This window comes from Nakamurella aerolata (genome assembly GCF_013002705.1).
Classification (GTDB): Bacteria; Actinomycetota; Actinomycetes; order Mycobacteriales; family Nakamurellaceae; genus Nakamurella; species Nakamurella aerolata.
Window position 1 is genome coordinate 160,139 of record NZ_JABEND010000003.1, and the last position, 26,571, is coordinate 186,709.

Annotated in this window: 15 protein-coding genes and 1 CRISPR repeat array (1 of these 16 running past the window's edge); of the genes, 7 read left to right on the forward strand and 8 right to left on the reverse strand. The window is 70.2% G+C overall.

The genetic code is table 11. The features are described from left to right. Positions 1-3,744: a CRISPR direct-repeat array (repeat unit 28 nt; unit sequence GTGCTCCCCGCATTCGCGGGGCTGATCC) (it extends 2,750 nt beyond the left edge of the window). A 15-nt stretch (positions 3,745-3,759) separates the two neighbouring features. Then, positions 3,760-4,554, reverse strand: a complete 795-nt coding sequence (locus tag HKD39_RS06845) for a phytanoyl-CoA dioxygenase family protein (protein WP_171199124.1) — start codon at positions 4,552-4,554, stop codon at positions 3,760-3,762. Between the two features lie 97 nt (positions 4,555-4,651). Here HKD39_RS06845 and HKD39_RS06850 point away from each other — a divergent pair, with 97 nt between their 5' ends. Both HKD39_RS06850 and HKD39_RS06855 read left to right on the forward strand, forming a co-directional pair. Then, positions 4,652-5,404 carry a helix-turn-helix domain-containing protein gene (locus HKD39_RS06850; RefSeq protein ID WP_171199125.1) on the forward strand — a complete coding sequence of 251 codons (753 nt, stop codon included), beginning with the start codon at positions 4,652-4,654 and terminating at the stop codon, positions 5,402-5,404. Between the two features lie 205 nt (positions 5,405-5,609). Continuing rightward, complete coding sequence (locus tag HKD39_RS06855) at positions 5,610-8,753, forward strand: glycoside hydrolase family 38 N-terminal domain-containing protein (RefSeq protein WP_171199126.1); 3,144 nt, start codon at positions 5,610-5,612, stop codon at positions 8,751-8,753. Positions 8,754-9,008: 255 nt separating this feature from the next. On the opposite strand, the gene HKD39_RS06860 is transcribed toward HKD39_RS06855, so the two are convergent. Continuing rightward, the gene (locus tag HKD39_RS06860; RefSeq protein WP_212754157.1) at positions 9,009-9,698 is read right to left on the reverse strand and encodes a ZIP family metal transporter; all 690 of its coding nucleotides are present in this window, start codon (positions 9,696-9,698) and stop codon (positions 9,009-9,011) included. Positions 9,699-9,777: 79 nt separating this feature from the next. Between HKD39_RS06860 and HKD39_RS06865 the strand changes: the two genes are divergently transcribed. Beyond that, on the forward strand, positions 9,778-10,137 hold the full coding sequence (locus HKD39_RS06865) for a DUF6457 domain-containing protein (protein WP_171199128.1): 360 nt from the start codon (positions 9,778-9,780) through the stop codon (positions 10,135-10,137). Positions 10,138-10,188: 51 nt separating this feature from the next. Here HKD39_RS06865 and cphA read toward each other — a convergent pair whose 3' ends face one another. From cphA to HKD39_RS06890, 5 genes are all read right to left on the reverse strand, one after another. Further along, entirely contained in the window at positions 10,189-12,915 is a 2,727-nt protein-coding gene (gene cphA / locus HKD39_RS06870; protein ID WP_171199129.1) for a cyanophycin synthetase, read from the reverse strand. 182 nt (positions 12,916-13,097) lie between these two features. Then, positions 13,098-14,072 (reverse strand): cyanophycinase, encoded by a 975-nt coding sequence (locus tag HKD39_RS06875; protein ID WP_343074627.1) that lies wholly within the window; start codon positions 14,070-14,072, stop codon positions 13,098-13,100. A gap of 154 nt (positions 14,073-14,226) precedes the next feature. Beyond that, positions 14,227-16,902, reverse strand: coding sequence for a discoidin domain-containing protein (locus HKD39_RS20380; RefSeq protein WP_171199130.1), 2,676 nt, complete (start codon positions 16,900-16,902; stop codon positions 14,227-14,229). Between the two features lie 173 nt (positions 16,903-17,075). After that, positions 17,076-18,272 (reverse strand): DUF475 domain-containing protein, encoded by a 1,197-nt coding sequence (locus tag HKD39_RS06885; protein WP_171199131.1) that lies wholly within the window; start codon positions 18,270-18,272, stop codon positions 17,076-17,078. 338 nt (positions 18,273-18,610) lie between these two features. Then, on the reverse strand, positions 18,611-19,186 hold the full coding sequence (locus HKD39_RS06890) for a TerD family protein (protein WP_171199132.1): 576 nt from the start codon (positions 19,184-19,186) through the stop codon (positions 18,611-18,613). Between the two features lie 352 nt (positions 19,187-19,538). On the opposite strand from HKD39_RS06890, the gene HKD39_RS06895 reads away from it, so the two are divergent. The 3 genes from HKD39_RS06895 to HKD39_RS06905 are packed head-to-tail and all read left to right on the forward strand — an operon-like array spanning position 19,539 to position 23,063. Further along, positions 19,539-20,066, forward strand: coding sequence for an NfeD family protein (locus HKD39_RS06895; protein ID WP_171199133.1), 528 nt, complete (start codon positions 19,539-19,541; stop codon positions 20,064-20,066). A 44-nt stretch (positions 20,067-20,110) separates the two neighbouring features. After that, positions 20,111-21,751: a flotillin family protein gene (locus tag HKD39_RS06900; protein WP_171199134.1), complete on the forward strand. Its 1,641-nt coding sequence runs from the start codon at positions 20,111-20,113 to the stop codon at positions 21,749-21,751. Between the two features lie 28 nt (positions 21,752-21,779). Continuing rightward, on the forward strand, positions 21,780-23,063 hold the full coding sequence (locus HKD39_RS06905) for a hypothetical protein (protein ID WP_171199135.1): 1,284 nt from the start codon (positions 21,780-21,782) through the stop codon (positions 23,061-23,063). 154 nt (positions 23,064-23,217) lie between these two features. Here HKD39_RS06905 and HKD39_RS06910 read toward each other — a convergent pair whose 3' ends face one another. Continuing rightward, positions 23,218-24,135, reverse strand: coding sequence for a TetR/AcrR family transcriptional regulator (locus HKD39_RS06910; protein ID WP_171199136.1), 918 nt, complete (start codon positions 24,133-24,135; stop codon positions 23,218-23,220). A gap of 92 nt (positions 24,136-24,227) precedes the next feature. On the opposite strand from HKD39_RS06910, the gene HKD39_RS06915 reads away from it, so the two are divergent. Beyond that, entirely contained in the window at positions 24,228-26,480 is a 2,253-nt protein-coding gene (locus tag HKD39_RS06915) for an AAA family ATPase (protein WP_171199137.1), read from the forward strand. Positions 26,481-26,571 lie beyond the last annotated feature (91 nt).

Consider the following 26,571-nt stretch of genomic DNA (forward strand, 5'->3'; position numbering starts at 1 on the left):
CCCCGCATTCGCGGGGCTGATCCCCCCAGCATGGTGGCCGACCGGCTCGGCGCCGAGTGCTCCCCGCATTCGCGGGGCTGATCCGGGCACCCATTGTGACCGCACCAACCGAACAGCGTGCTCCCCGCATTCGCGGGGCTGATCCGTGTCCTCGAACACCGACTGCTCACCCGGCCGGGTGCTCCCCGCATTCGCGGGGCTGATCCCAGCTCGTCCTCCCGGGCTCGCTGCTCCTCAAAGTGCTCCCCGCATTCGCGGGGCTGATCCCGTGTTGGTGCTCATGCGATATCGCCCCGCAACGTGCTCCCCGCATTCGCGGGGCTGATCCCGAGGTGTTCACCACGGGGGTGGGTGCGGTCACGTGCTCCCCGCATTCGCGGGGCTGATCCCAAGGAAACACAGGACGCGGCAAAGGCTTTCGAGTGCTCCCCGCATTCGCGGGGCTGATCCCCACTAATGCCGGACCAGATATTCTGAATTACAGTGCTCCCCGCATTCGCGGGGCTGATCCCTACACCGCCGGCACAGGCCATGATCGCGGTGCGGTGCTCCCCGCATTCGCGGGGCTGATCCGTATCGGGTGGTGATTTGCGGTGATCACAGAACGTGCTCCCCGCATTCGCGGGGCTGATCCCCTGACCGCCTCCGTCGCGGCATAACCCCAGGGGTGCTCCCCGCATTCGCGGGGCTGATCCCGTCAATGCATTCACACCGAGCGCTGACAGGAAGTGCTCCCCGCATTCGCGGGGCTGATCCGATGCTCTCTCCGGCGACCTCGTAGCCCACGGCGTGCTCCCCGCATTCGCGGGGCTGATCCTCGCCGGAGCCCACCGATCGCTGACCGCCTGCAGTGCTCCCCGCATTCGCGGGGCTGATCCGAGTAGCGAGAGCGCCCTAGTGGGTTTCCTCACGTGCTCCCCGCATTCGCGGGGCTGATCCCGTCGGTGCGGGACAGGCGGAGCGCTTCGGGCGTGCTCCCCGCATTCGCGGGGCTGATCCGACCCCGCCGGCCGGCCGGCCCTGCGGATGCTCGTGCTCCCCGCATTCGCGGGGCTGATCCGCCGGCACACAGAACGTCACCACCTCCGGCGGCGTGCTCCCCGCATTCGCGGGGCTGATCCGCCTACGACAAACCGTGCCAACCGGCGCCGCACGTGCTCCCCGCATTCGCGGGGCTGATCCCACCCAGCCTGCCGGCAGCCGGCCCAGCCCCCGGTGCTCCCCGCATTCGCGGGGCTGATCCTGTTTCCGATTTCTGGTACAGGGCAACGAATCCGTGCTCCCCGCATTCGCGGGGCTGATCCCATCGACCTGCACGTCGAACGCGTTACCCAGCCGTGCTCCCCGCATTCGCGGGGCTGATCCGCGGCCTCCCGAGCGGCACCCCAAGCGGCATCCGTGCTCCCCGCATTCGCGGGGCTGATCCCACCTGGCTCGGCGCGACCGGCGGGGCGCAGTCGTGCTCCCCGCATTCGCGGGGCTGATCCCCCTTTGTCAGCAGCGACTTTCAGGGCGAGGGCGTGCTCCCCGCATTCGCGGGGCTGATCCCCGAGCGAGGAATGAGGTTCACGACTACGTACGGTGTTCCCCGCATTCGCGGGGCTGATCCGGTGCCGAACGTTGGCAGCAGCGCTCACTGTCGGTGCTCCCCGCATTCGCGGGGCTGATCCCCAGGATGCTCAGCCGACCTGGTACCACTCCGAGTGCTCCCCGCATTCGCGGGGCTGATCCCATGTCCCCGTACTGGGCGGCGACCCCCAGCGCGTGCTCCCCGCATTCGCGGGGCTGATCCCTCCACCAAAGCGTCGGCCTTGTCGAGAACCTGGTGCTCCCCGCATTCGCGGGGCTGATCCGCGGCATACCAAGCGGCAGCGCAAGCGGCATCCGTGCTCCCCGCATTCGCGGGGCTGATCCGACCTCACCGACTATGCCGCCCGGCTAGGCGACGTGCTCCCCGCATTCGCGGGGCTGATCCCAGGATCGGACCCGAGTCGGACAGGCAGCTCAGGTGCTCCCCGCATTCGCGGGGCTGATCCGCGGGCGGTGTTCCGGTGATCGGATACACCCACGTGCTCCCCGCATTCGCGGGGCTGATCCGGTGCCGCCGGCCCGGGAGTTGTTCACCTGCCCGTGCTCCCCGCATTCGCGGGGCTGATCCCCACTGCGACCCGCGCTGCCCCGGGTCGCCCTTGTGCTCCCCGCATTCGCGGGGCTGATCCCACCCGGGTGCAGGTCGTTGATCCGGTGTCGTGGTGCTCCCCGCATTCGCGGGGCTGATCCCGAGGACCGGTGGTACGCGTACGGCCAGCCGTAGTGCTCCCCGCATTCGCGGGGCTGATCCCTGGCCGCCGAGTTCGAACAGGGCGGGGTTCCCGTGCTCCCCGCATTCGCGGGGCTGATCCGACCAACCGCTCGACCGTGGGACACCTCATGTCGTACTCCCCGCATTCGCGGGGCTGATCCCCGCGACCAGGAAGCGGCGATCGATTCGGAGCGGTGCTCCCCGCATTCGCGGGGCTGATCCGTTCAAGGCCACCGTTCCCCCCGAGCGGCGCGGGTGCTCCCCGCATTCGCGGGGCTGATCCCCTGTACCTGAATCTGTCGGCCGGGACCAGCTAGTGCTCCCCGCATTCGCGGGGCTGATCCTTTGGGGACGCGCACGTCGATGGCGTGCAGCCAGTGCTCCCCGCATTCGCGGGGCTGATCCCCGGTTGAGCTGGCGCCCTGCTGGCCGGTGCCAGTGCTCCCCGCATTCGCGGGGCTGATCCGCAAGCTGGCTGGTGGGACGTGGCCTACGCCTGGGTGCTCCCCGCATTCGCGGGGCTGATCCCCTTCGCGGTCTTCGGGTCGAGCTTCTTCTGGTGTGCTCCCCGCATTCGCGGGGCTGATCCGCCCGGACACCGCATGCCGGTCCGCCCACGTCCGTGCTCCCCGCATTCGCGGGGCTGATCCCGCTGGAACGGCGGCGGTGGTCACGCCGTTTGGGTGCTCCCCGCATTCGCGGGGCTGATCCGAAGGTCGGCCCGGACGAGCCCATCGGTACGGAGTGCTCCCCGCATTCGAGGGGCTGATCCGAAGGTCTCAAACCTCGGGTCGGAAAGCATCTCGTGCTCCCCGCATTCGCGGGGCTGATCCGGCGAGGGCGTCAACGAAGGATTCGACGTGGAAGTGCTCCCCGCATTCGCGGGGCTGATCCCTGCCGACGGGTGGGACGGTTGCGGTGAAGTTTGTGCTCCCCGCATTCGCGGGGCTGATCCGCCGCCTAGTAGCGCTAGTGGGTCTGATGGGAAGTGCTCCCCGCATTCGCGGGGCTGATCCCCCCGAGGTCGAGGTCATCCGGTACACCACTGGGTGCTCCCCGCATTCGCGGGGCTGATCCGGGTGGAGACCGACAAATCCGCGGTCCGGTGAAGTGCTCCCCGCATTCGCGGGGCTGATCCCGACAAGGGCGGCGTGGGCAAGTCCCCAACCACGTGCTTCCCGCATTCGCGGGGCTGATCCCCGGTCACCTGAGTCACCGTCGCCGACAGCCACATGTTCCCCGCATTTGCGGGGCTGATCCCTAGGGGAGCGGGTCACCGTCCTGGACGTGCTCGTGCTCCCCGCATTCGCGGGGATGATCCCGTCGCGCCAGGCACACCGAGCCACCGCGCGTCGGTGCTCCCCGCATTCGCGGGGCTGACCCCAGCCGGGACAGGCCAGCGTGAAAGGCCGTGGCGCTCCCCGGATTCGCGGCGCTGAACCCGGGGAGCCCGCCGATCACACGTCCAGCAAGTACCGCTCGGCCGGCGACAGGCGGTCGTAGACGCGCTTGCGGATGTGGGCGGCCTGGTCGAGCTGCTGCGGCAGGTCGCGCTGGGTGAAGGAGAGGGTCATGCCACGGCGGGCGGTGTCGGTGGCGTTCTGGGTGCCGCCGTGCCACAGGTGCGCATTGAAAATGACGACGGTGCCGGCGGTGCCGGTGAGCAGCTGCTGGTCGGGGTGCGGGGCGAGAACGTCGTCCATCACGTCGGCGGGGAGCTTGCCGGCGGTGTGGGTACCTGCGACGTAACGGGTGGAGCCGTTGTGATCGGTGAAGTCGTCGAGCAGCCAGATCGAGTTGCAGATGCGGTAACGGCCGTCGTCGGTGGGGTTGCCGCAGTCGGAATGCAGGCCCTGATTGCCGCTGCCGGGGGGCGCGGCACGGTAGTTCAGCGAGTTCACCCGGAAGTCGCCGAGCACGTGCTGCACTGCGGCCAGCACCTGCGGGGTGCGCAGCATCCGCTCGAACACCTCGCCCTTGTTCAGCAGGTCGGCCAGCATGTCGACGCCGGTCTGGCCGCCGACCTCGTGGCCGGCCGAGCCGCCCTCGAAGGCCAGCAGCTCGTCGGTGCGGGCGCGCAGTTCGTCCAGCCACGCCGGGTCGATCACCCCCGGCAGCGCAAGGAATCCCTGCTCGTCGAGCTGCCGGTAGGCCTGTGGCGGCAGGGTGTCGGCGGTGACGCCGAGGTCGGCGAGCGCCTGGTCGGTGGAGGTGACAGCGGCGTCGGCCGCGGCAAGGGTCTGAGTGCTCATGGCGTCCATGCTCTCCGGCTCCGCCCGGCCGCCACCAGACATTGATCGCCGGGGTGCCACTACAGATCGCCGACGTTGGTGTCTCATACTGATGCACATGCCTGCCTCGGCGCCGACATTCGTGTCGCTGGGCCACTACTCAGCGCCGAAGGGGCGCGATGCTCCCCCGCACCGGCATGCGGTGTGGAAGGTCGCGGTGTACCTCAGGGGCAATATCCGCACGACGGTGGACGGCGTCGAGCACCAGATCCGTCCTGGGGCGGTGCTGGTGGTGCCACCGCAGGGCGCGCACGCCGAGTACGCAACCACCGGGTATGCCAACCGTTTTCTGCTGGTGAACGCGCCCGACCGGTGGCCGTGGCCCACGTACATCGCCCCGGACAGCGCCACCGCCCTCGCCCGGGTACTGGCCGACCTGGCGGACGAGACCGCGACGCTGCCATGGGGCGAACCCCCTGGCGAACTGGCCGACGTGCTCCTTCGCGAGTTGGATATCCGCCTGCGCAGGTTCGCGGATCCGTTGCCCAGCAAGGCTTCTGCGATCGTCACCGCGGCCGAGCGCATCATGGCCGACCGGCATCAGCAGCGGGTAACGGTCGCAGCGGTGGCCGCCGAGCTCGGTGTGTCGGTCTCAACGCTGCGGGCGCACTTCGAGCGGGTGCTGGGTTCGTCGCCGCAGTCGAGGTTGCGGGCGATCCGCCTCGAGCACGCCATCACCCTGCTGCGCACCTCCGATCTGACGGTGGAGTCGGTCGCCGCCCGCAGCGGCTACTACTCGGCGGCGCATCTGGCCAGGCAGCTGCGCGAGGACCGGGGCCGGCCGCCCACCGCCTTCCGGGCCGGCCGCTGACCCGCACCTCAGGCCGAACGCCGGGACGGGCGCCGGATGCGACGCGCGGGGGTCACCCCGACGACCCCGGCTCATCGAGGTACGCAAGGATTGTCCTACGCAAAGATGGTGCGCGGTCCGGACATCGGTCCGGGCCCGTGCAACAGCTGTGTGGATTGCAGTTCACAGACACCGACGTCAACCGCCAGGAGAGAAGGCAGCCCACGTGCACGACCATCGTCAGCTCATCGAACAGCGCCTGCAACGGGTGCTGGACCAACGGATCCGACCCGCGGTACATGAGAAGGTCGCCGACCTCGACATCACTGCATGGCATGTCGACGGCGGCCAGGGCGAACCCGTCCCCGCCACCGATGCGCTCGGCAAGGACGCCGCGGATCGCTACCAGCCGTTCCAGGTCGGCCAGCCCTGGGGCCCGGCGTGGGGCACCAGCTGGCTCCACCTGACCGGACAAGTCCCCGCGGAGGCCGCCGACTACGAGGTGGTGATCGACCTCGGCTGGGCGCCGGGGATGACGGGTTTCCAGGCCGAGGGCCTGGTTTTCCGGCCGGACGAAACGACCATCAAGGCCGTCAATCCGATGAACGGCTGGATACCGGTCAAGGCCGGCGAGGCCGTCGACCTGTACGTCGAAGCGGCGGCCAACCCGGTGATCGACGAGGGCGGTTTCCGCCCCACCCAGCGCGGCGAGAAGTCGACGGCGGGCGACGCCCCGCTGTATCGCTTGGCCCGCGCCGACATCGCCATCTACCACCGCGAGGTCGCCGAGCTGGTCTCCGACCTTGAGGTACTCGGCGGTCTGATGATCTCGCTGCCGGAGACGTCCGAGCGGCGGTTCGAGCTGCTGTACGCCATCGAGCGCGCGCTGGACGCCGTCGACCTCGCCGACATCCCCGGCAGCGCCGCCCGCGCCCGCGCCGAACTCGCTCCCGAGTTGGCCAAGCCGGCCAACGCCGGTGCGCACCGGATCAGCGCCGTCGGCCACGCGCATATCGACTCGGCCTGGCTGTGGCCGATCCGGGAGACCGTCCGCAAGGTCGCCCGCACCTGTTCCAACGTGGTCAACCTGCTCGACACCAGGGACGACCTTGTCTATGCGATGAGCTCGGCGCAGCAGTACGCCTGGATCGCCGATCGCTACCCCGAGCTGTTCGCCCGGGTGAAGGAGCACGTCAAGAACGGCCGCTTCGTGCCCGTCGGCGGCATGTGGGTCGAGTCCGACACCAACATGGTCGGCGGCGAGGCGATGGCCCGACAGTTCTTGCAGGGCAAGAAGTTTTTCCTCGACAACTTCGGGGTCGACACCACCGAGGTGTGGCTTCCCGACTCGTTCGGTTACACCGCGGCGCTGCCGCAGATCGTGACGCTGGCCGGCATCGACCACTTCCTCACCCAGAAGATCTCGTGGAACCAGGAGAACAAGTTCCCGCACCACAGCTTCTCGTGGGAGGGCATCGACGGGACCAGGGTGTTCACCCACTTCCCGCCGGTCGACACCTACAACTCCGACCTGTCCGGCCCCGAGCTCGCCCACGCCGCGGAGAACTTCCGTGACAAGGGCAAGACCGACCGGTCGTTGGCGCCGTTCGGCTGGGGTGACGGCGGCGGCGGCCCGACCCGCGAGATGCTGGCGAGGGCCGAGCGCACCGCCGATCTCGCCGGGTCACCCAAGGTCACGGTGGAGTCGCCGCAGACGTTCTTCGAGGCGGCCGTCGAGGACTATCCGAATCCGCCGGTGTGGGCCGGTGAGCTGTACCTGGAGATCCACCGCGGCACCTACACCAGCCAGGCAAAAACCAAGCAGGGCAACCGGCGCAGCGAGCACCTGCTGCGCGAGGCCGAGCTGTGGGCGACGACGGCGGCCGTCCGCGGCGCCGCCGATTACCCCTACGAGCAGCTCGACCGGATCTGGAAACTGGTGCTGCTGCAACAGTTCCACGACATCCTGCCCGGCAGCTCCATCGCCTGGGTGCACCGCGAGGCGGCCGAGAATTACGCGGCCGTCGCCGAAGAGCTGAACCAGCTGATCGACACCAGCATCGCCGCGCTGGCCGGTGACGGCAGCAAGGCGCTGGTGTTCAACGCCCAGCCGTTCGCCTTCGACGGGGTGCCCGCGCTGGGCGCCGGCCCGGTCACCGACGCCGACAGCAAGACGTCCGTCACCAAGGACGGCGACGCGGTGGTGCTGGACAACGGGCTGCTGCGGGTGAGCATCGACGCGGCCGGTCTGGTGACGTCGGTGCGCGACCTGGTGGCCGACCGCGAGGTGCTGCCGCCGGGCGAGACGGCCAACAAACTCCAGCTGCACCAAGACTTCCCGAACCAGTGGGACGCCTGGGACGTCGACCTGTTCTACCGCAACGCCGTCACCGACGTGGTGGAGCTGGATGCGCTCGAGCTGATCGAGAACGGCGTGCAGGTGCGCCGCACCTTCGGCGAGAAGGGCGAATCCACCGTCACCCAGACCATGGTGTTGCGGCCCGGTGCCCGGCAGCTGGACTGTGAGGCCGATCTGGATTGGCGCGAGCGGGAGAAGATCCTCAAGGCGTCGTTCCCGATCAACGTGCACACCGACCGAGCCGCGTACGAGACCCAGTTCGGGCACCTGTACCGGCCAACGCACACCAACACCAGTTGGGATGCAGCACGTTTCGAGGTGTGTGCGCACCGCTGGGTGCAGGTCGGCGAGCCCGGCTACGGCGCCGCGGTGGTCAACTCAGCGTCGTACGGGCACGACGTCACCCGGCATCCCTCGGAGGACGGCGCCACCTACTCGCAGGTGCGGTTGTCGCTGCTGCGGGCGCCGCGCTTCCCCGACCCGGAGACCGACCAGGGCAAGCATGTGCTGCGCTACGCGCTGGTGCCCGGCGCCGAGGTGATCGACGCGGCGCGGGCCGGGTACGAGATCAACCTCGGCACCCGCACCGCCACCGGCACGGCAGAGGTGCCGCCGCTGGTGTCGGTCAGCGACGGGGCGCTGGTGGAGGCCGTCAAGCTCGCCGAAGACCGCTCCGGTGACGTGATCGTGCGGCTGTACGAGCCGGCCGGACAGCGTGCCGTTGTTGACGTTTCGGCTGGGTTCGAGGTGGCCGAGGTGACCGAGGTGGACATCGTCGAGCGGCCGCTGGACGCCGGCGAGCACACCACCGAATTGCGCCGCGCGCTGGTGGACGACGCGAACGGTGCCGCCAAGAAGGCTGACGCTGCCGCCAAGAAGGCCGCCAACAAGGCCGCCAAGGACGCCGGCGGCAAGGACGGCCCCGGCGGCAAGGACGGCTCCGGCAGCACAGTGGCGACGCTGCGGCTGGCCCCGTTCCAGATCGTCACGCTGCGGCTGGCCCGCAAGTAGTCCGGCGCCGCCGCACCGAATCGCCCGGTCGGTGCTGTCGACCCGCAGGGGCCCTCGCGATCGCGCGTCGATCGCGAGGGCCCCTTCGCGTGCTGCGGAGCGCCGCGCCCCAGCTGGCGGCGGTACCGCCAGCCGGCGACGAGAGCCGATGGGCAAAATCTGGGTCTGGAATCGCAAACCCGCAGGTCACATTCTGCGACCAGGGATCGAGCGACCGATTTTTGGCCTGGCACCGGCCGCTCCGCGAGCGAAGCCTCAGCCGCCCAGCTCGGCGAGCACGTAGATCACCAGAAACCCGAGAAAGAACATCCCGGAGAGCAGGGTGGTCTCTTTGGTCTCGTGCGCCTCGGCGATGAGCTCCTCGATGGCCAGGTACAGCAGCGCGGCGGCGCCGAACGCCAGCCCGAAGGCCAGGCCGGCCGGGCCGACGCCGCCCAACACCAGGGCGCCGAGAATCGCGCCGACGGCGGTCAGCAGACCCAAACCGGCACAGGTCAGCGCTGCCCGTTTGGCGTCGAAGCCACGGTCGGTGAGCTCGCCGACCACCGACAGCGCCAGGAACGATACTTCGAGGGTCAATGCGATAGTGAGAATCAAGCCCTGGGTGGAGCCGAGTTGCACCGCCAAGCCCACCAACAGACCGTCCAGCAGCAGATCGATACCGACGGCGACCAGAAAGCCGACGGGCGCGGCGCCGGCGCGCTGCGCGTCCACCCGCCGGCCGTAGGCGCCCAAGGTCAGCATCAAAGCGACGCCGAGGGCGAAACCGGCTACCGCCCAAGGCAATCGGCCCTCGTTGCGCAACTCCGGCAAGATCTCGCCGACCACCGCGGCCAGCACGATGCCGGCGGCGAGATGCTGAACAGCGCTGATGAACACCTCGCCGGGACGGCGCACCGCCGCGATCGCAGACCCGACAATCGCGGCAACAACCGGGAAACTCACATAGATAGCTGCAGAAGCGACCGGACTCACGGTGTCATCCAACCTCATGGCCGCGGGGTCCGCTGGCTACCCTGGCGCCATGACCTCACTGCAGGCCTGGTTGACCGACGCCGCCGGCGCCCTCAACATCCCGATCGACGAGATCCCGGCTGATCTGCGCACCGGCCTGCTCGACCTGCTGCCCGCGGTGCGTCAACTCGGCGGCGACACCGCCCCGGCGCTCACCGCCTACCTGCTCGGCCTCGCCGTCGACCGTGGCACCCCGCCGAGCGTGGCGATCAATGCGTTGCGGGAGCTGGCCGCTGCCCGGCAGCAGCAGAGCGACGACGTGGACCAGGTTGCCCAGCAGCCAACGGCGCAGGTCCCCGGCGGCGACACCGCGGTGCCGCTGGCCCGCGAGCCGCGGGCGGATCAGCCGGGCCAGCGCTCAACGGTGTAGCAACGGCCCCTCCCCCGCCCGATCCGCGGACGAAAACGCCGGCGGCCCCGCCTAGCTCTCGCTGTCCTCGCTGCTGGCGCCGGCCTGCGCCACCTGGCCGATGGTCTGCAGCTCGTCCCAGACGTCGCGGGCCCGGTCGACGCACAGCACCACAAGGTCGCCGGGGTTGGCGCGGCGCACCGCCGCCCTGGTGGCGTCGATCTCGTTCAGCACCACCTCGAGCTCCTTGACGCGTCCGTCGGCGCCGGCGCTCTGGGCGCCCTCGACGATGAGATCGGCTGTCTCGCCTGGCTTTCGGCCGCGCAGGTTGGCGTCTTCCCTGACGATCATCACGTCGAAATGCTTGGCCGCCTCGCGGCCGAGGTCGCGCATGTCGTCGTCGCGGCGGTCGCCCGCGGTGGCGATCACGCCGACCTTCTGCGGCCGTTCGAAGCCGGTGCCCTCGTCGAAGAACTTGTCGACGAAGTCGCCCAACGCAGCCATCCCCGGCGCATTGTGGCAATAGTCGACGATCACCTTGGTGCCGTTCACCTCGGTGAGGTTCATCCGGCCGGGCGCCTGGTAGTAGCTCGGGGTGAACGAGCGCAGCCCGGCCCTGATGTCGTGCAGCGGGGCGCCGACGACGTAGGCGGCCGCGGCCGCCGCCATCGTGTTCTGCACGTTGAACATCGCCTTGCCGTTGAAGGTGGCCGGCAGCAGATGCGTGTAGGCCAACGGCATCCGGCGCCGCCCGTGCACCAGCACGATCAGGTCGCCGAGCTCGCTGGGCTCAAGGATCACTGCCTTGCCGCCGCGGCGGCAGTGGTCGGCGATGCGCCGGTTGTTCGGCTGGATGGAGAACCACACCACCTCGCCGCTGCAGGCCCTGCGCATGGAAGCGACCAGCTCGTCGTCGGCATTGAGCACAGCGGCGCCGGACCGCGGAACCGCCTCAACCACCACCTGTTTCACCTTGGCCAGCTGCTCGATGGTGTCGATGCCGCGCAGCCCGAGGTGATCCGGTGCCACGTTCAACACCACGGCGACATCGTTGCGGGAGTAGCCGAGGCCCTCGCGCAGGATGCCGCCGCGGGCCACCTCGAACACCGCGAGGTCCACCCGCGGGTTCTGCAACACCATCCGCGCCGAGCGCGGACCGGAGGCGTCGGCACGGATCACCAGCCTGTCGTCGATCACCACACCGTCGGTGGACGTCATCCCGACCTTGCGGCCCAGCGACTTGAAGATGTGCGCGATCATCCTGCTGGTGGTGGTCTTGCCGTTGGTGCCGGTCACCGCGATGATCGGGATCCGGGACGACGAGCCGGGCGGAAACAGCAGGTCCACCACCGGTTTTGCCACGTATTGCGGCTCGCCGACGGTCGGGTGGGTGTGCATCCGGAAACCGGGGGCGGCGTTCACTTCGCAGATGCCGCCGCCGGTCTCGCGCACCGGCTGGGTGATGTCCGGGCACAGAAAATCGATGCCGGCGATGTCGAGACCGACCACTCTGGCCGCCTCCTCGGCGATGTCGATGTTGTCCGGGTGCGCCTCGAAGGTGCGGTCGATGGAAATGCCGCCGGTGGACATGTTGCCGGTAAGGGCGAGCTTCACCATCTCGCCGGCGGGCGGCACGCTGTCCATCGAGAAGCCCTGCGCCGCAACGAGTTCGATGGCACGTTCGTCAATTTCGATGCGAGTGAGCACCTTTTCGTGCCCGACGCCGCGGCGCGGGTCGGCGTTCGTCAGCTCGACCAGTTGCTCAACGGTGTGGGTGCCGTCGCCGATCACGTGGGCGGGCACCCGTTCGGCGATCGCCACGATGTTGCCGCCGATCACCAGGCAGCGGTAGTCGCGACCGGTGATGAACGATTCCACAATCACGTTGCCGCGCCGGGACTGTCGGTCGGCCTCCGGGTAGGCGGCGCGCACCGCATCGGCGTCGGCGAGGTTGATCGCCACCCCGCGGCCGTGGTTGCCGTCCAGCGGCTTGACCACCACCGGGTAGCCGATCCGGCCAGCCGCGGCGACCGCACCGTCGACGCTGCGCACCACCTCGGACTGCGGTACCGGCAGCCCGGCGGCCAGCAGCAGCCGGTTGGTGAGCTCCTTGTCGCTGGCGATGTCCACCGCGAGCGAGCTGGTCACCGACGTCATGGTGGCGCGGATCCGCTTGGCGTGCACGCCATGTCCGAGCTGCACCAGCGAGGCGCTGTTCAGCCGCTGCCACGGGATGTCGCGGCTGATCGCCTCTTCGAGGATGGCCTGGGTGGACGGTCCGAACGCCACCCGCTGGCTGGTCAGCAGGAAAGCCTCGTGCTCTGCCTCGAAGTCGAACTCCGGGTCGGCCGTCGGCTGGATCAGGTGGTTGACCAGCCGCACCGCGAGCTTGCCCGCCAGCGTGCCGACGGTCTCGTCCAGGTAGGCGAAAATGACGTTGTAGACACCGGTTTCACCGGTGGAGCGGGTTTTGCCGCGGGTGATCTCGTGCCCCGCGGTGCGTTGCAGTTCCAGCGCCACGTGCTCGGTGACGTGGCCGGCCCAGGTGCCCTCGTTCAGCCGCTCGACGAAACCGCCGTCGCGGCCGCGGGAGCACTGGTGATCGGCCAGCCCCGGCAGCGCCGCCAGCAATTGCTCGGTGAAGCCGGGCAGCTGGTCGGTCGGCAGCTCCTCCAGCGCACCGATGTCCACCACCATGTGGATACACGGCTCGTAGGCGTAGTAGTTCGGCCCCCGCAGCACCCGCAGCTGCCTGATGTCGATGGCGCGGTCGGTGTTCTGCTTGCTGGAGCCTGCCATCGAGTCGCCTTTCCGCCGAGTGCGTGCCGGGTCCGGCACCTGCCGCGTGCCTACCGGCCGGGTGGCCAGTTGGCAAGATTGTGCCTTGCCGTCACGAGTGGCGCCGAATCGGTCACCGGCGCGGACGGCGCGGGCCACCCCGCTCGGTCCGCGCGGCGGGCCTGGCCAGCTTCCGAAGCTGCTCAGCTGGAAGCGCGGCGGCCCGGGCGTCGGCGCAGCTCTGCGGTGGTCTCGTGGCGACCCTCGGCGGCGATCCGCCGGGACCGGGGCCGGCCGGCGCCCTGCGGCACGTCGGCCAGCGTTGCCACGCCGGCGGGCGCATCGTCGGACAGGCCGGGCGCGGAGACCAGCCGCCGGGTGTTCAGGTTGAACACGGCGCCGCGCGGCAGCGTGTGCAGCTGCACCCCGGACATCATCAGCGGCTGGGTGCCGGTGGCGGTGTACGAGGTGGTCACCACGTCGGACGCGTCGAAGATGGTGACCACCCCGCGGCCCTTGACCTCCAGCTTGCCGTCCGGGCTGATCAGCGCCGCGGTGTCCTCGTCGACGCCGACCCCGAGTTGCGCCGGGTTGGCCGCGACCAGCGCCAGCAGCCGGCCGAACCGGTTCCGCTGGGTGAAGTGCTGGTCGATGATGGCGTTCCGCACCAGGCCGAGACCCTCGGACACCTGGCCGATCCGGAACTTCGGGGTGGCGCCGCCCGCGCCGAAGCTGACCATGTGCAGCGACAGGATGCTGGCCCCGGCCGACGTTCCGGCCACCACGGCACCGCGCTGGTGCGCCCGCACCACCGCGTCACCCAGGGCCGTCCCGACCAGCAAGGTGGCCAGCTTGGTCTGGTTGCCGCCCGTCATGAACACTGCGGTGGCGGCGTCGACGGCGGCCACCAGCTCAGGGTCGGCGGCCTCGGCCCGCGACTCCGGGCGCACCCCCTGCACGTCGCTGGCCCCCAGGTCGGCGAAGAGTCGCAGATAGGCGTGGGTGATCTCGTCGCCGAGCGACGACGCCGTTGAGATCACCACCATGCGGGCGTCGGCCCCGCCGGCCAGCTTGACGACCTCGCGCAGGATCGTCATCCGACCCAGCTTGTCTTCGGCGCCACCGATGGGCATCACCACACCGGGCGCTGCGCCCGATGTGCCCTGTTCAGCACTCACGCCGCACCACGTTAGTGGGCGCCGGCGCCGGCCCGCGCACAGCCGTCGTCAGGACCGCCATCGGCGGCAACCCTGAGCGCACCGGACACCGGCGCCGGATCAACTGAGCACGGCGGCATCGTGTGCCCGAACCCGGCGCACCCGCCGGCGCGGCTCAGCGCACCTCGACGTCGTCCACCAGCACCTCGTCACCGTTGGGTTCGGTGCCGGACGAGGCGAAGGTGTAGCCGTCGACGGTGGCCGGCACCGACGCGGCCGGGACGGTCACCGCCGGGGCGCCGTTGACGCTGATGGTCGCCGAGCTGCCGGTGCGGGTGAGCGTGACGCTCGACCAGGCATTCAGCGCCACCCGGCCGGTGCCGAGCGTCGCCGAATAGCCGCCGCCGCTGAACGCGTGCACGGTGCCGTCCTTGTAGACCGCAAGTTGCAGCGCGGCCGCCGACCCGGAGTCGAGCGTGAACACGAACCCGCCGGCGCTGGTGTTGCCGGCCCAGCTCAGCGGTTTCAACCGGAAACTCAGCGTACGGTTGGCCGCGGCAGCGGCCGCGAACGAGATTCTCGCCTGCGCCGTGCTGCTCTTGTCCTGTAGCCGCAGCGCCTGGGTGCTGCCGCCGGAGGTGTCGGTGGTGACCCACACCTGCGACGCCGGCCGCCCCGCGTCGGCGCCGCGCGGCAGGTTGCCCCACGGGTCGTTCTCGAAACCGTCGACGGTCGAGTACAGCTCCAGCTCGTTGAGGAACGCACAGGTCGACGCCAGACCGGCATCGCAGCCGCTGGTGGCCGGCACGGTGATCCGCACGTAGCGTGCCGTCACCGGCGTGATGTCCTTGTACGCCAACGCGTTTGAGCGAGCGTTGGTGACGCTGTGCACGGTGCTGAAGGCGCTGCCGTCGCTGGACACCGCCACCGTCGCCGACTCCGGCAGCTGCGGCCGAAGGCTCAGCCCGATCCGGTTCAGGGTGTAGCTGCGACCCAGATCCAAGGTCATGGTTCCGGCGGCGCCGCTGGCGATCGCGGACGACCAGTAGCTGTTGCTGCCGTCGAAGGCGCCCGCCGCGCCGGCCCGCGGGTGAGCCGCCGACGTCCATGTCATGTTGCCGGACACCCTGAGTTGCCCGGAACGCTGCATGCCGGCCAGATCCAGCTTGCCGACGTTGGGTGTGACGACGTCGACCTGGCGCTGCCAGATGCGGTTGGTGAGATCGACGGTGTACGGCGACTGCTGCGGTTGCGGGTTGTTGCTGGCGTCGGTGCGGACGCAACCCCAGTAGAAGTTGTGGCAGTTGTCGCCGAACTGCAACACCCGCTTGGAGCTCACCGCGGTGATGGCGGTGTTGCCGCTTGACCCGTACCGCCACTGGTCAGGGTCGCCGCCGGCACCGTAGATGTAGCTCGGCGTGACGGCCGTGGTTGGGCAGTTCCGGTAGGTGTACGCGCCGGACCAGCCGGTGGCATTTCCGGTGGTGGAGTAGGCGATCCAGTTGTCCGGCTTGCCCGAGCTCAACACGATGACGCCGTTGGTGAGCAGATCCAGCTGCGGGTTGATGCCGGGCAGTCCGGCGGCACCGGCGCCGGGCTGCGGGCTGCCGTTGCCGTTCCACCCGGTCAACGTCCCCTGCAGGTTGGTGAGCGCCGTCCAGCTGAGGCCACCGTCGGGCGAGCTGGTCCACTGCATCACGTCGGAGCCGCTGGACTGGCCCTCGACCAGGTTCCGGATGACGGCGATCAGCGACCCGTCCGACCGTTCCAGCAGGCCGACCTCGGTGTAGTTGGTGGTCTTGTTGACGGTGGTGCCCAGCGTCACCGCACGGTTGGTCGCCGACAGCGGCGCGCTCATGTCGGGACGCAGCGGGGTGAACACCCACGTGCCGCCGGTGGCGGGCGGGGTGGCTGCCAGGAGCGTCACAGAGCCATGACCTTTGGTGTTCGGATCGGTGTCCTGCTCCCGCGGGTCGGTGCGGTCGGCCCCGTAGACCGGCACCAGCACGGTGCCGTCGGCGCGCTGGACCGGACGGCCGGCCGTGCGCAGCCAGCTGAGCGGCCCGTACGGCTGGCTGGTGGTGTCCCGGAAGGTCACCTCCATCGGCTGTGCGGTGGCCGGGTTGCCGGTGCTGTCGGTGAGGCTACCGACCAGGATCTGGTCGTTGCCGGAGAACCGGATTGCCTTGAACCCCAAAGACAACACCCGGCCGTCGCGCAGTTGCTGGATGAAGGACGGCTTCTCGGTGGTGGAGAACGCGGCCGCCGACCAGCTCGCGCCGCCATTGCCCGATTGGGCGGAGTAGTTCTGGATCGTCGCGTTGCCGGTGTCCGGGCTCGCGGTCCACAGCCCGCTCAGCGTGGTGGACGGGCTGGCGGCGGTGCCGGCGTCCACCCCGAAGATCATCGCATTGGCGCCGAGATAGTTGGTCTGGCCGGAATCCGGGTCGTCCCAAACGGTTTTCATGTTTCCGCCGTAGTCGCGGTGCTTCGGCGTCGGGTCGGCGGCCGACGGGCCGGTGATGTTGCTGGCGGTGCCGGTGTCGAGTGCGTACCCGTTGGTGGGGCGCACCACCTTGCCGGTGTCGGAGACCTGGCGGGCGCAGCGCCGCAGGTCGGAATCACCGGGTGAGCCGGCGGCCGCCCGCACCAGCTGCGGGGCCGGGCTGCTTGCCGCCCAAGGGATCTGGGTCGCGGTCACCAGACCCGCGACCAGCGCCGCGGTGCCGACGACGGCGACGACGCCCCGGCGGGTGCGTCCGGCACCGAACTGGTTGGCCCCGGACGGATGGACCCCGAGCCGATGCTGGGAATGGGGCGCAGTGTGCCTGCTGCGGTGGGAGCGTTGCACGAAATCCGACCTTCCTCACGGAAGGGCCGAGCGGCGGTCGCCGGCAGTGCTGCGTCAACCGCCCCCGACCCGCGGGCAACCCTGCCCGCGCCCAGCAGCCTCACATGAAACGACGTTCCGAATCAATCACTCGGCCGGGTGGTCGTCGCCGGCGCCCGATCACGAGCCGATGTTCAGGCGTGCAGGTGCTCCGGTTCGATGCCGTGGGCGCGCAATCGCTTGTTCCGCAGCAGGGACGAGGCGAAGGCGGCGCCGATGAAGGCGACACCGAGCAGGCCGGTGATCACCTCGTTGATCTCGATGCCGATGGACAGCAACAGGATCGCGGCCAGCGCGCCGATCGCCCAGTGCGCCCCGTGCTCGAGGTAGACGTACTCGCTCAGGGTGCCCTTGCGCACCAGGAACACCGTCAGCGACCGGACGAACATGGCGCCGATCAGGCCGAGGCCCAGCGCGATGATGATCGGGTCGGAGGTGATCGCGAACGCGCCGATCACGCCGTCGAACGAGAACGAGGCGTCCAGCACCTCCAGGTACAGGAACAGGAAGAAGCCGGCCTTGCCGACCGCCTTGGTGGTCTCGGTGGGGCCGCGGCGCTGGGCCGGCGCCGGGTCGGTGCCCGCCGCCTTGGTGGCGGCGACGGTGGCATTGGCCGCGACGGCGTCCGGATCGCGCACGGTGCCGGCTGGGCCGGTGGCGGGCGCGGTCTCGTCGGCCGAGTCGTCATCAAGGTCGCCGGCGCTCTCGAACAGCGAACTGAGCCCGTTGACGGCCAGGTAGGTGAGCAGGCCGAGGATGCCGGACATCAGCACCGCCGCGTAGTGCCTGTCGTCGGCCAGCTGCGCGGTGATCACCAGCACCACACCGGCCACCACGATGGACAGCGTGTCCAGCTTGCCGAGCTTGGCCAGCGGCGCCTCGATCCAGCGCAGCCACTTGATGTCGCGGTCTTCGAAGATCCAGTCGAGGAACAGCATCAGCAGGAACATGCCGCCGAAGGCACCGATCTGCGGATGCGCCTCTTCCAGGATGTGTGCGTAGGAGTTCGGGTCGTCCTCCGGGAGCTTCTTCATCGCCAGCTCCCACGCCTCGATCGGGTTGAGCTTGGCGGTGATGCCGACGATCAGCACCGGGAACAGGATTCGCATGCCGAACACGGCGATGACGATGCCGACGGTGAGGAACAGCTTCTGCCAGAACTCCGACATCCGCTCCAGGATCTTGGCGTTCACCACAGCGTTGTCGAACGACAGCGAGATCTCGAGGATGCCGAGAATCAGACACAGCGCCAGGGCGGTCCACGACCCGTAGATGAACGCCGTGATCAGGGAGGCGATCGTCACCAGGATCGACCAGAAGAAGATGCGCATCGGGCAACTTTCGGCAGTTCGACTCCGGTGCCGGGCGGCCGCGGGGTCGTCCCGGTCGAGTCGAGCGTTGACGGTTTCAGATCGGTACCGGACGACGGCACCAGCGCGAAGAACGCGCCGGATCGGTCACTGGTTCCCGATCCGGCGCGTTCTTCGACTCAATCTCTTATGCAAGCTCAGGTCGACCGCAGCGCCGGCTCACCGGGTGAGCCGGTGCGCCGGTGCTGCGGCGTCCAGCGGGTCAGGCGCTCCCGATCGGACACCTCCGACCGGATCCCCTCCGACCGGCCGGTTCGGTCAAACGGCCAAAGGTCAGCCGACGAAAGGTCAGCGGAAGGTCAGACGTTGACGCCGAAGTCGCGGGCGATGCCGGACAACCCGGAGGCGTAGCCCTGGCCCACCGCGCGGAACTTCCACTCGTTCCCGCTGCGATACAGCTCGCCGAACACCATCGCGGTCTCGGTGGACGCGTCCTCGGTCAGGTCATAACGGGCCAGCTCGTTGCCGTTGCTCTGGTCGACCACCCTGATGAAGGCGTTGCGCACCTGGCCGAACGATTGGCCGCGCTGCTCGGCCTCGTAGATCGAGACCGGGAAGACGATGGACGCCACGTCCGGCGCGGTGGCCGCAAGGTTGACGTTGATCTGCTCGTCGTCGCCCTCGCCCTCGCCGGTGAGGTTGTCGCCGGTGTGCTCGATGGCGCCGTCCGGGCTGCGCAGGTTGTTGAAGAACACGAAGTGCTGATCGGACAGCACCTTGTTGTTCGCGCCCAGCGCCAGGGCGCTGGCGTCGAGGTCGAAGTCGGCACCGGTGGTGGTGCGGACGTCCCACCCCAGCCCGACGGTGACGGCGGTGAGGTTCGGCGCCTCCTTCGTCAGCGAGACGTTCCCACCCTTGGACAGGCTCACACCCATATCTCTCGACTCCTCTCGCAACGATTCCGTTGTCGTGCTGTCTTGGTCGTGCTCTGTGGTCGTGCTCTTTGGTCGTGCTGTGTTCTTGGTCGTGCTGTGTTCGTGGTGTTGCTGGTTCATGGTGTTGCTGTGGTGATCCTGACCAGAACCCTACCGACGCCCGGCGAGCGCGCACTGGGGGAAGGCCCTGAATTTCCACCGAAGGACGCCCCGGCACGACGAGCCGGCGGGCACCGGTGGCAGCCGGCTCCCGGCAACGGGGCGACTGTCTGGATATCCGCCGACCGGACGCACCGCTTCGATTAGGATTTCGAGTAATGAAACGCCGCAGGGCGGGAGGGGGTCGGGGCGCATGGATCCGGTGACGTTGGCCTTCCTGCTGGTGGGTGCGCTGGGCCTGGTGGTACTGGTGGTGGCGTTGCTCGGCGGTGAGTTCCTGCATCTGGCCGGGACCGACGCCGACGGGCCGTTCTCGCTGCCGGTGATAGCGGCGTTCGTCGGCGGCGCCGGCTTCGTCGGTGCGATCCCGGCCGCGCTGCTGCCGGACGCCATGGGCACGGGCGGACGGATCGCGCTGTCGGCCGTGATCGGGCTGCTCGGCGCGCTTCCGCTGGCCTTCGGCGCGCTGCGGCTGACCGCCGCGGTGATGCACATGCGCACCGATCCGACGCTGACCGAACAGGCACTGGCCGGCGCGCTCGGCGTGGTGATCACCCCGATCGGCGCCGGCGGCTACGGCGAGGTCCGGATCAGGGTGCACGGCCAAGATTTGAAGTACGCCGCTCGCAGCGACGAACCGCTGGCGATCGGCACCCCGGTGTTCGTCACCGAAGCGCTCTCGGCCACCGCGGTCGAGGTCGTGTCCACCGCCGCGCGCTGAGCAGACCAGCGCGGGCTGGCAACAGAGTTGGGAAGGGGCTGGCGATGTCTCCGATTGTGTACGCCATTGGCGGGGTGGTGGTGCTCATCATTCTGGTGGTGCTGCTGATCCTTTCCCGGATCAAGGTGGCCGGGCCGAACCAGGCCTTTCTGGTCACCGGCCGGCGCGGCCGGGCGGTCACCGGCTCGGACGGGTCCGTCTCCACCGACCTGTCTGGGCAGAAGGTGGTGATGGGCGCCAGCGTCTTCGTGCTGCCGATCGTGCAGAAGCTGCACACCGTCGACCTGTCCAGCCGGCGCATCCCGGTCGGTATCCGCGGCGCGGTCAGCAAGCAGGGCGTCAAGTGCGATCTCGAGGGCGTGGCGATCGTCAAGGTCGGCGGCAGCGAATCGTCGGTTCGCGCTGCGGCGCAACGCTTTCTGAATCAGCAGGACGGCATCGACGTGTTCACCTCCGAGGTGCTGGCCGGTGCGTTGCGGTCCATTGTCGGCCGGCTCACCATCGAGGAGATCATCCGCGACCGCGCGGCGTTCGCCTCCGCCGTCGCCGAGGAGGCCGAGAGCTCGCTGACCGGTCAGGGCCTGGTGCTTGACACCTTCCAATTGCAAGACATCCAGGCGGAGGGCAGCTACCTGCAGGATCTCGGCCGGCCGGAAGCGGCCAGGGTGATCAAGGAGGCGTCCATCGCCGAGGCCAGGGCCCGGCAGGCCGCCGAGCAGGAAAAGCTGCTGGCCGAGGAGGCCATCGCGGTCGCCAACCGGCAGCTGGAGCTGAAGAAGGCCGAGGTGTCCGCGCAGATCGACGCGGCCAGGGCGCAGGCCGCGTCCGCCGGCCCGCTGTCGCAGGCGGCGCAGGACCAGAAGGTGCTCACCGAGCAGGAGAAGGTCGCCGAACGCAATGCGGCGCTGAAGGAACGCCAGCTCGACACCGAGGTGCGCAAGCCCGCCGACGCCGAGCGGTACCGGGTGGAACAGCAGGCCGAGGCCAACAAGAACGCGGCCATCGCCAAGGCCGAGGCGGACCGGCAGGCCACCATCGCGGGCGCCTCGGCGCAGGCCGAGCAGGCCAAGCTGGTCGGCGAGGGCGAGCGGGCCCGCCGGCAGGCGCTGGCCGAGGCCGAAGCGATCGAGGGCGCCAAGCAGGGTGAGGCGGAACGGATGCGCCGGCAGGCTATCGCCGATGCCGTCGAGCGCGAGGGTGCCGCCGAAGCGTCAGCCATTCTGGCCAGGGGCCAGGCCGAGGCCGAGGCCATGCAGAAGCGCTCGGACGCATTCTCCAGCTATGGAGAGGCCGCCGTCCTCGACCTGCTGGTGCGGGTGCTGCCGGACATCGTCGGCAAGGCCGCTGAGCCGCTGTCCGGTGTCGACAAGATGACGGTGATTTCCGCGGACGGCCCCGGCTCGCTCACCAAATCGGTGGCAAGCAACGTCGCGCAGGGGCTGCAGTTGTCGTCCGACCTGACCGGTGTCGATCTGCCAGGGCTGCTGGCCAAGCTGGGCGGCCGCTCTGACCCGGCCGGCGCCGCCGGTGGCGGGTCAGCGGGTGGGTCAGCGGGCGGGTCGACGGGCGGAAAGGCCAGCGGCGGCAAGGCTTCCGCCACCGCGGTCGGTGACGGCGCGGCAGCTGCCCGGCAGTCGATCCCGATCGACGGTGCCGGGTCCACCGACCGGCCAGCCTCACCGTGACGGCCGGACAGCGCTAGCATCGCTGCCGATGACATCGGGCTTTTTCGGCGGCTCCGGCGGCTCCCCCGGCGGCGGCTTCGGCGGGTTCGGCCGCCGCGGCCGGCCGTCCGTAGACCTGTCCGCAGTGCAGCGGGCGATGGACGGCGCGGCGCAGGCCCTGATCGATCTCGACACCAGGCAGAACTACGTCGACGAGGCGATCCGCTCGCTCAAGGATCTGCGCGCCCCGGCCGCCGCCGACCTGGCGTCGGGGTGGACGCCGGTGGCCCAGCGCAGTTTCGAGGCCTCGGCCCAGTACATGGACGCGGTGGCGCAGTACCCGCTCACCGACGCCTTCGGCGAGCCGAACGCCGGCCTCAACGTCGAGACCGCACGACGGGCCTTCACCACCGCGCATCGGGCGATGACCGACGCCGCCAACGCCGTCGACAGCTTTTATCAGCGGCACCGCGACCAGGTGGAATCGGCCAAGCGGACGTTGGCGCTGCTGCCGCAACGCATCGGCGAGGCCAAGCAGGCGGCGACGGCCGCCACCACAAGGGCCGCCGAACTCGGCGAGAAGCAGCCGGCGCTGCTGGACTACACGTCGGTGTCCGGCGCCATCGACCAACTGTCCGGAGCGATGGCGGTGTTGAACGCGGCGGGCGCGCCATCCGAGCAGGCCGCCGCCGCCGAACAGGTGACCTCGGCCGCCGCCGCCCTCGACGCGGCGGTGCAAGCGGCGCCGGAGCTGGCCGGACGGGTCCGCTCCACGCTGCCGTCGCTGCGCACCCGGCTGGATTCGCTGGCCACCCGCATGCACCGGTTGCCCGAGGCGCAGTCGACGATGTGGCGGGAGTTCAGCCAGGCCAACTCCGTCGATCTGAACGATCACGGCCGGCTGGCCGACGCCGAGCTGGCCGCCGCTCGCTCGTCGTTCGCCGATGCCGAGCGGCTTGCCGGTAGCGGTGACGCCGAGGGTGCCGACCGCGCCATCGCCGCCACCAGGGAGCACGCCGGCCGGGCCGACGATCTGCTGGAGGCGGTGACGGATCGGCTGGCCGCACTGCGCGCCGTGAAGGCCGACCGGCAGAGCGCCATCGGGCCCACCCGGTTCGCAATTCGGGATGCCCAAAGGCTGGTGGTGGCAAGGGGTTTGGAGTCCGAGTGGGCCAGTGTGCTCGACGCCCAGGCGGCCAGGGTTGACCGCGCCGTGCAGGCCTGGGACCGGCCGCACCCCAACTACTGGGCCGGCCTGCAGGAACTCACCTCGGTGCGTGAGTTCGTCGCCGACATCGTCGACCGCATCCGCACAGCGGCGCGGGAAGGCTGACCGGCGCCGCCACCCGATGGGCGCCGCCACCCGATGGGCGCCGCCACCCGATGGGCGCCGCCACCCGATGGGCGCCGCCACCCGATGGGCGCCGCCACCCGATGGGCGCCGCCACTCGTTGGCGCCGACGCGGAGAAGTCTGTCGCGCGGGCGGCTACTCCCGCGGGCCGATCCCGGCGCAGACCGCCGCCACCCCGAATTGCAGGGTCTGCCACGGCTCACCCGCGCTCTGCATGGTCGCACCGACCGCCTCCGCGTGCGGAAAGCGTTGGCCCGCGGCCAGTTCGGCCAGCACCGGCCCCACCTGAGCCCACCAGCCGGCGTCGTCGAGGCCGGTGTTGGCGCGGTCGCGGGCCAGCCCGATCTCCCATCGGGCGGCCTGCATCACCAGCGCCAACAGAGTGCTGAGCAACCGGTCCAACTCGGCGGGGGGCAGCCCGGACGGGGCCAGCCCGGCCAGCTCGGCCTCGTACTTGCGGGCGGTGCCCGGCCCGATCGGCGGACGCCCCGGCGGTAATTCGATCAGCCATGGATGGGCCTGCAGCAGTTGCCAGTTCGCCAGCACCAGCCGCTCGGCCGCTGCCTGCCAGCCGTCCGCGGCCGCCACCGCGGCCAGCTCGTCCGGATCGGCGTAGGCGGTGCCGTGCACCCTGTCGATCATCAGCGCCAGCCCCTCGGCCCGGCCGGGAACATAGCCGTAGAGCGTCATCGCGCCGACGCCCAGCCGACCGGCTACCGCCCGCATGGTCAGCCCGGCGAGGCCGTGTGCGTCGGCCAGCGCGATGCCGGTGTCGACGAAATCGTCAACGGTCAGACCGGCGCGACGTTTGCGATCGGTGCGGCCGGTCCGGCGCGGGTTTCCGGCGCTGGTGGTGCTACCGGAGGGCCCGGTGCTACCGGTGGACGCGGTGCTGGTGGGCGAGGTGCTCGCGTCGCTGTCGGGGCCGGTGGCTGGTTGCCAGAGCAAACGCAGCAGCTGCTCGGTGCGGTCGCTGGCAGCGCCCGGCGCCGGCTCCGCCGGCCTCCTTGCCGGGACATCCGCCGGATTCTCGGCCGGGTTTTTTGCTGGCATCGGGAACAAGCCTCCCACCACTCGCGTTCTCTTCGCCGTACAGCGTACGGAACTACCGTCGTGACAGCGCCACCGCGACACCGAGGAGCCTCGTGCCAGCCACCGAATCCGGCCCTACCAAACCCAGCCCCGCCACCAAGCCCGACCGTGCCACCAAGCCCGACCGTGCCACCGAACCCGAGCGTGCCACCCAGCCCAGCCCAGCCCGGCCAACCGGCAGCACCGCTGATCACCGCCGCGCGCTCGAAGCCGAACAGCACTACCTCGATCTGCTGCACCGGGTCCGGGAACGCGAGCTGACCGCGGCCGAGGCCGACCTGGACCGCCCGGACCAGCCGGACGAGGACGGGCTCAGCCGGCAGGCGCATCGGGACGCCGTCAGCGCGCGGCGGGCCGAACTGCGCCGCGCCGAGCAAGGCCTGTACTTCGGCCGCATCGACGACGCCCATGGCAGCCGGCATCTCGGTCGGGTCGGGTTGCGGGGCGAGCCAGACGATTTCCCGCCGGGTCACGATCACGACGATCCGCTGTTGATCGACTGGCGGGCTCCGGCGGCCCGAGCGTTCTACACCGCCACCGCGCGGAACGCCCAAGGCGTGTTGTCGCGCCGGCACATCCGCACCCAGGGGCGCCAGGTGACCGGAGTGGACGACGAGGCGCTGTCCGGTGCCGCGGCCGGCGATACCGCGCTGGTGGGCGAGGCGGCGCTGTTGCGGGCCCTTGAGCAACGCCGCACCGGCGCCATGGGCGACATCGTCGCGACCTTGCAGGCCGAGCAGGACGCGATCGTCAGGGCGCCACGCGAGGGCGGGCTGGTGGTTCAGGGCGGGCCGGGCACCGGCAAGACCGCTGTGGCCCTGCACCGGGCCGCGTATCTGCTCTTCGCCCATCCCAGGATCGCCGAGCGCGGCGTGCTGATTGTTGGTCCGTCGCAACGGTTTCTGGATTACATCGGGCAGGTGCTGCCGGCGCTCGGTGAGACCCAGGTGGTCGGGCTGACCCTTGCCGGGCTGCTGCCCGGCGTTGTTCCGACACTCACCGACAGCGACGCCGGCGCCGAGATCAAGGGCAGGGCGGTGTGGGCGGCCATCCTGCGGCGGGCCGCGGATGAGCTGCTGCCGGCGGCCGTGCCGGTACAGGTCAGCGTGGCCGGCGAGAACGTGTCGTTGTCCGCCGGCAGGGTGGCGCAGCTGCTGCGTCAGGCCGACGCCGCGGACGGACCGGCAACGCTGCGCCGGCTGCTGGTCACCGACCTGACCAGGCTCGCCGTCGCGCAAGCGCAACAGCAGTTCGACGACGTGGAGCGGGGTTTCGAAGACATCCTGGCCACCGTCGATCGGTCTCTGGCCAAGGAAACCGGCGAGCAGCACACCCCGCTGCGGGCCGTCGACCCTGCCGAGATCCGGCAGCAGGTCGTCGCCGACCCTGCACTGGACGCCACGGTCGAGCGGCTGCGCCCGGCCATCGACCCGCGGTCGGCACTGCACCGGCTGCTCACCGAATCCGCCTTCCTGGCCCGGACCGCACCAGAGCTCACCGCTGCCGAGCGCACCGCGGTGGCCAGGGACGCGCACGAAACTGACTGGAGCACAGCGGATACCGCCCTGCTCGATGAGCTGGCCGCGGTGCTGCACTGGCCGGGGGTCCCGGCGGAATCCGCCCTGCGGCAGGGCGAGCCGACCCTGGCCGAGCGGGCGACCGCCGACCGCGGCTGGGCGTACGGGCATGTGATTGTCGATGAGGCGCAGGAGCTTTCCGACCTGCAGTGGCGGGCGATCGCGCGGCGCTGCCCCACCGGCTCGATGACGATGGTGGGTGATGTGAACCAGGTGGAGGCGCCCGGCGGGCACTCCGACTGGTCGGCGGCGCTGACGCCGGTGCTCGGCGAGCGCTGGAGCCGGACCGACCTGACCGTCTGCTACCGCACCCCGCAACAGGTGATGTCCGTTGCGGCTGAGGCACTTTCGGCTGCCGGCGCCACGGTGGCGCCGCCCCGGTCGGTGCGGCCGGGGCGGGTCGCGCCGTGGCAGCAGCGGGTGCCGGCAGCGAACCTGGCGCGCACCGCCGCCGAGGTGCTGGAGCGCTGGGGTGCCGACTACGCCGGCGGCCAGCTCGCCGTCATCGCCGCTGAATCCCGGCTGCCGGCGCTGGCACCGCTGCAGTCGGCGCAGGTGAGCGTGCTGACACCCCAGCAGAGCAAGGGTTTGGAGTTCGACGCGGTCCTGCTGGTCGATCCGGACGCCATCGCCGATGGACGCCGCGGCGCCAACGCGCTCTACGTGGCGATGACGCGCTGCACCCAGGAGCTCGGCACGCTGCACGTGGAGCCGGCGACCGACCGGTAGGCCAGCACCAGCACCCGGCCCGGGTGCCGGCACCGGCACCGGCGTCACTCAGGTGCGGCCCGGCAGCTTGGCGCTACCGCCGGTTTCGCGC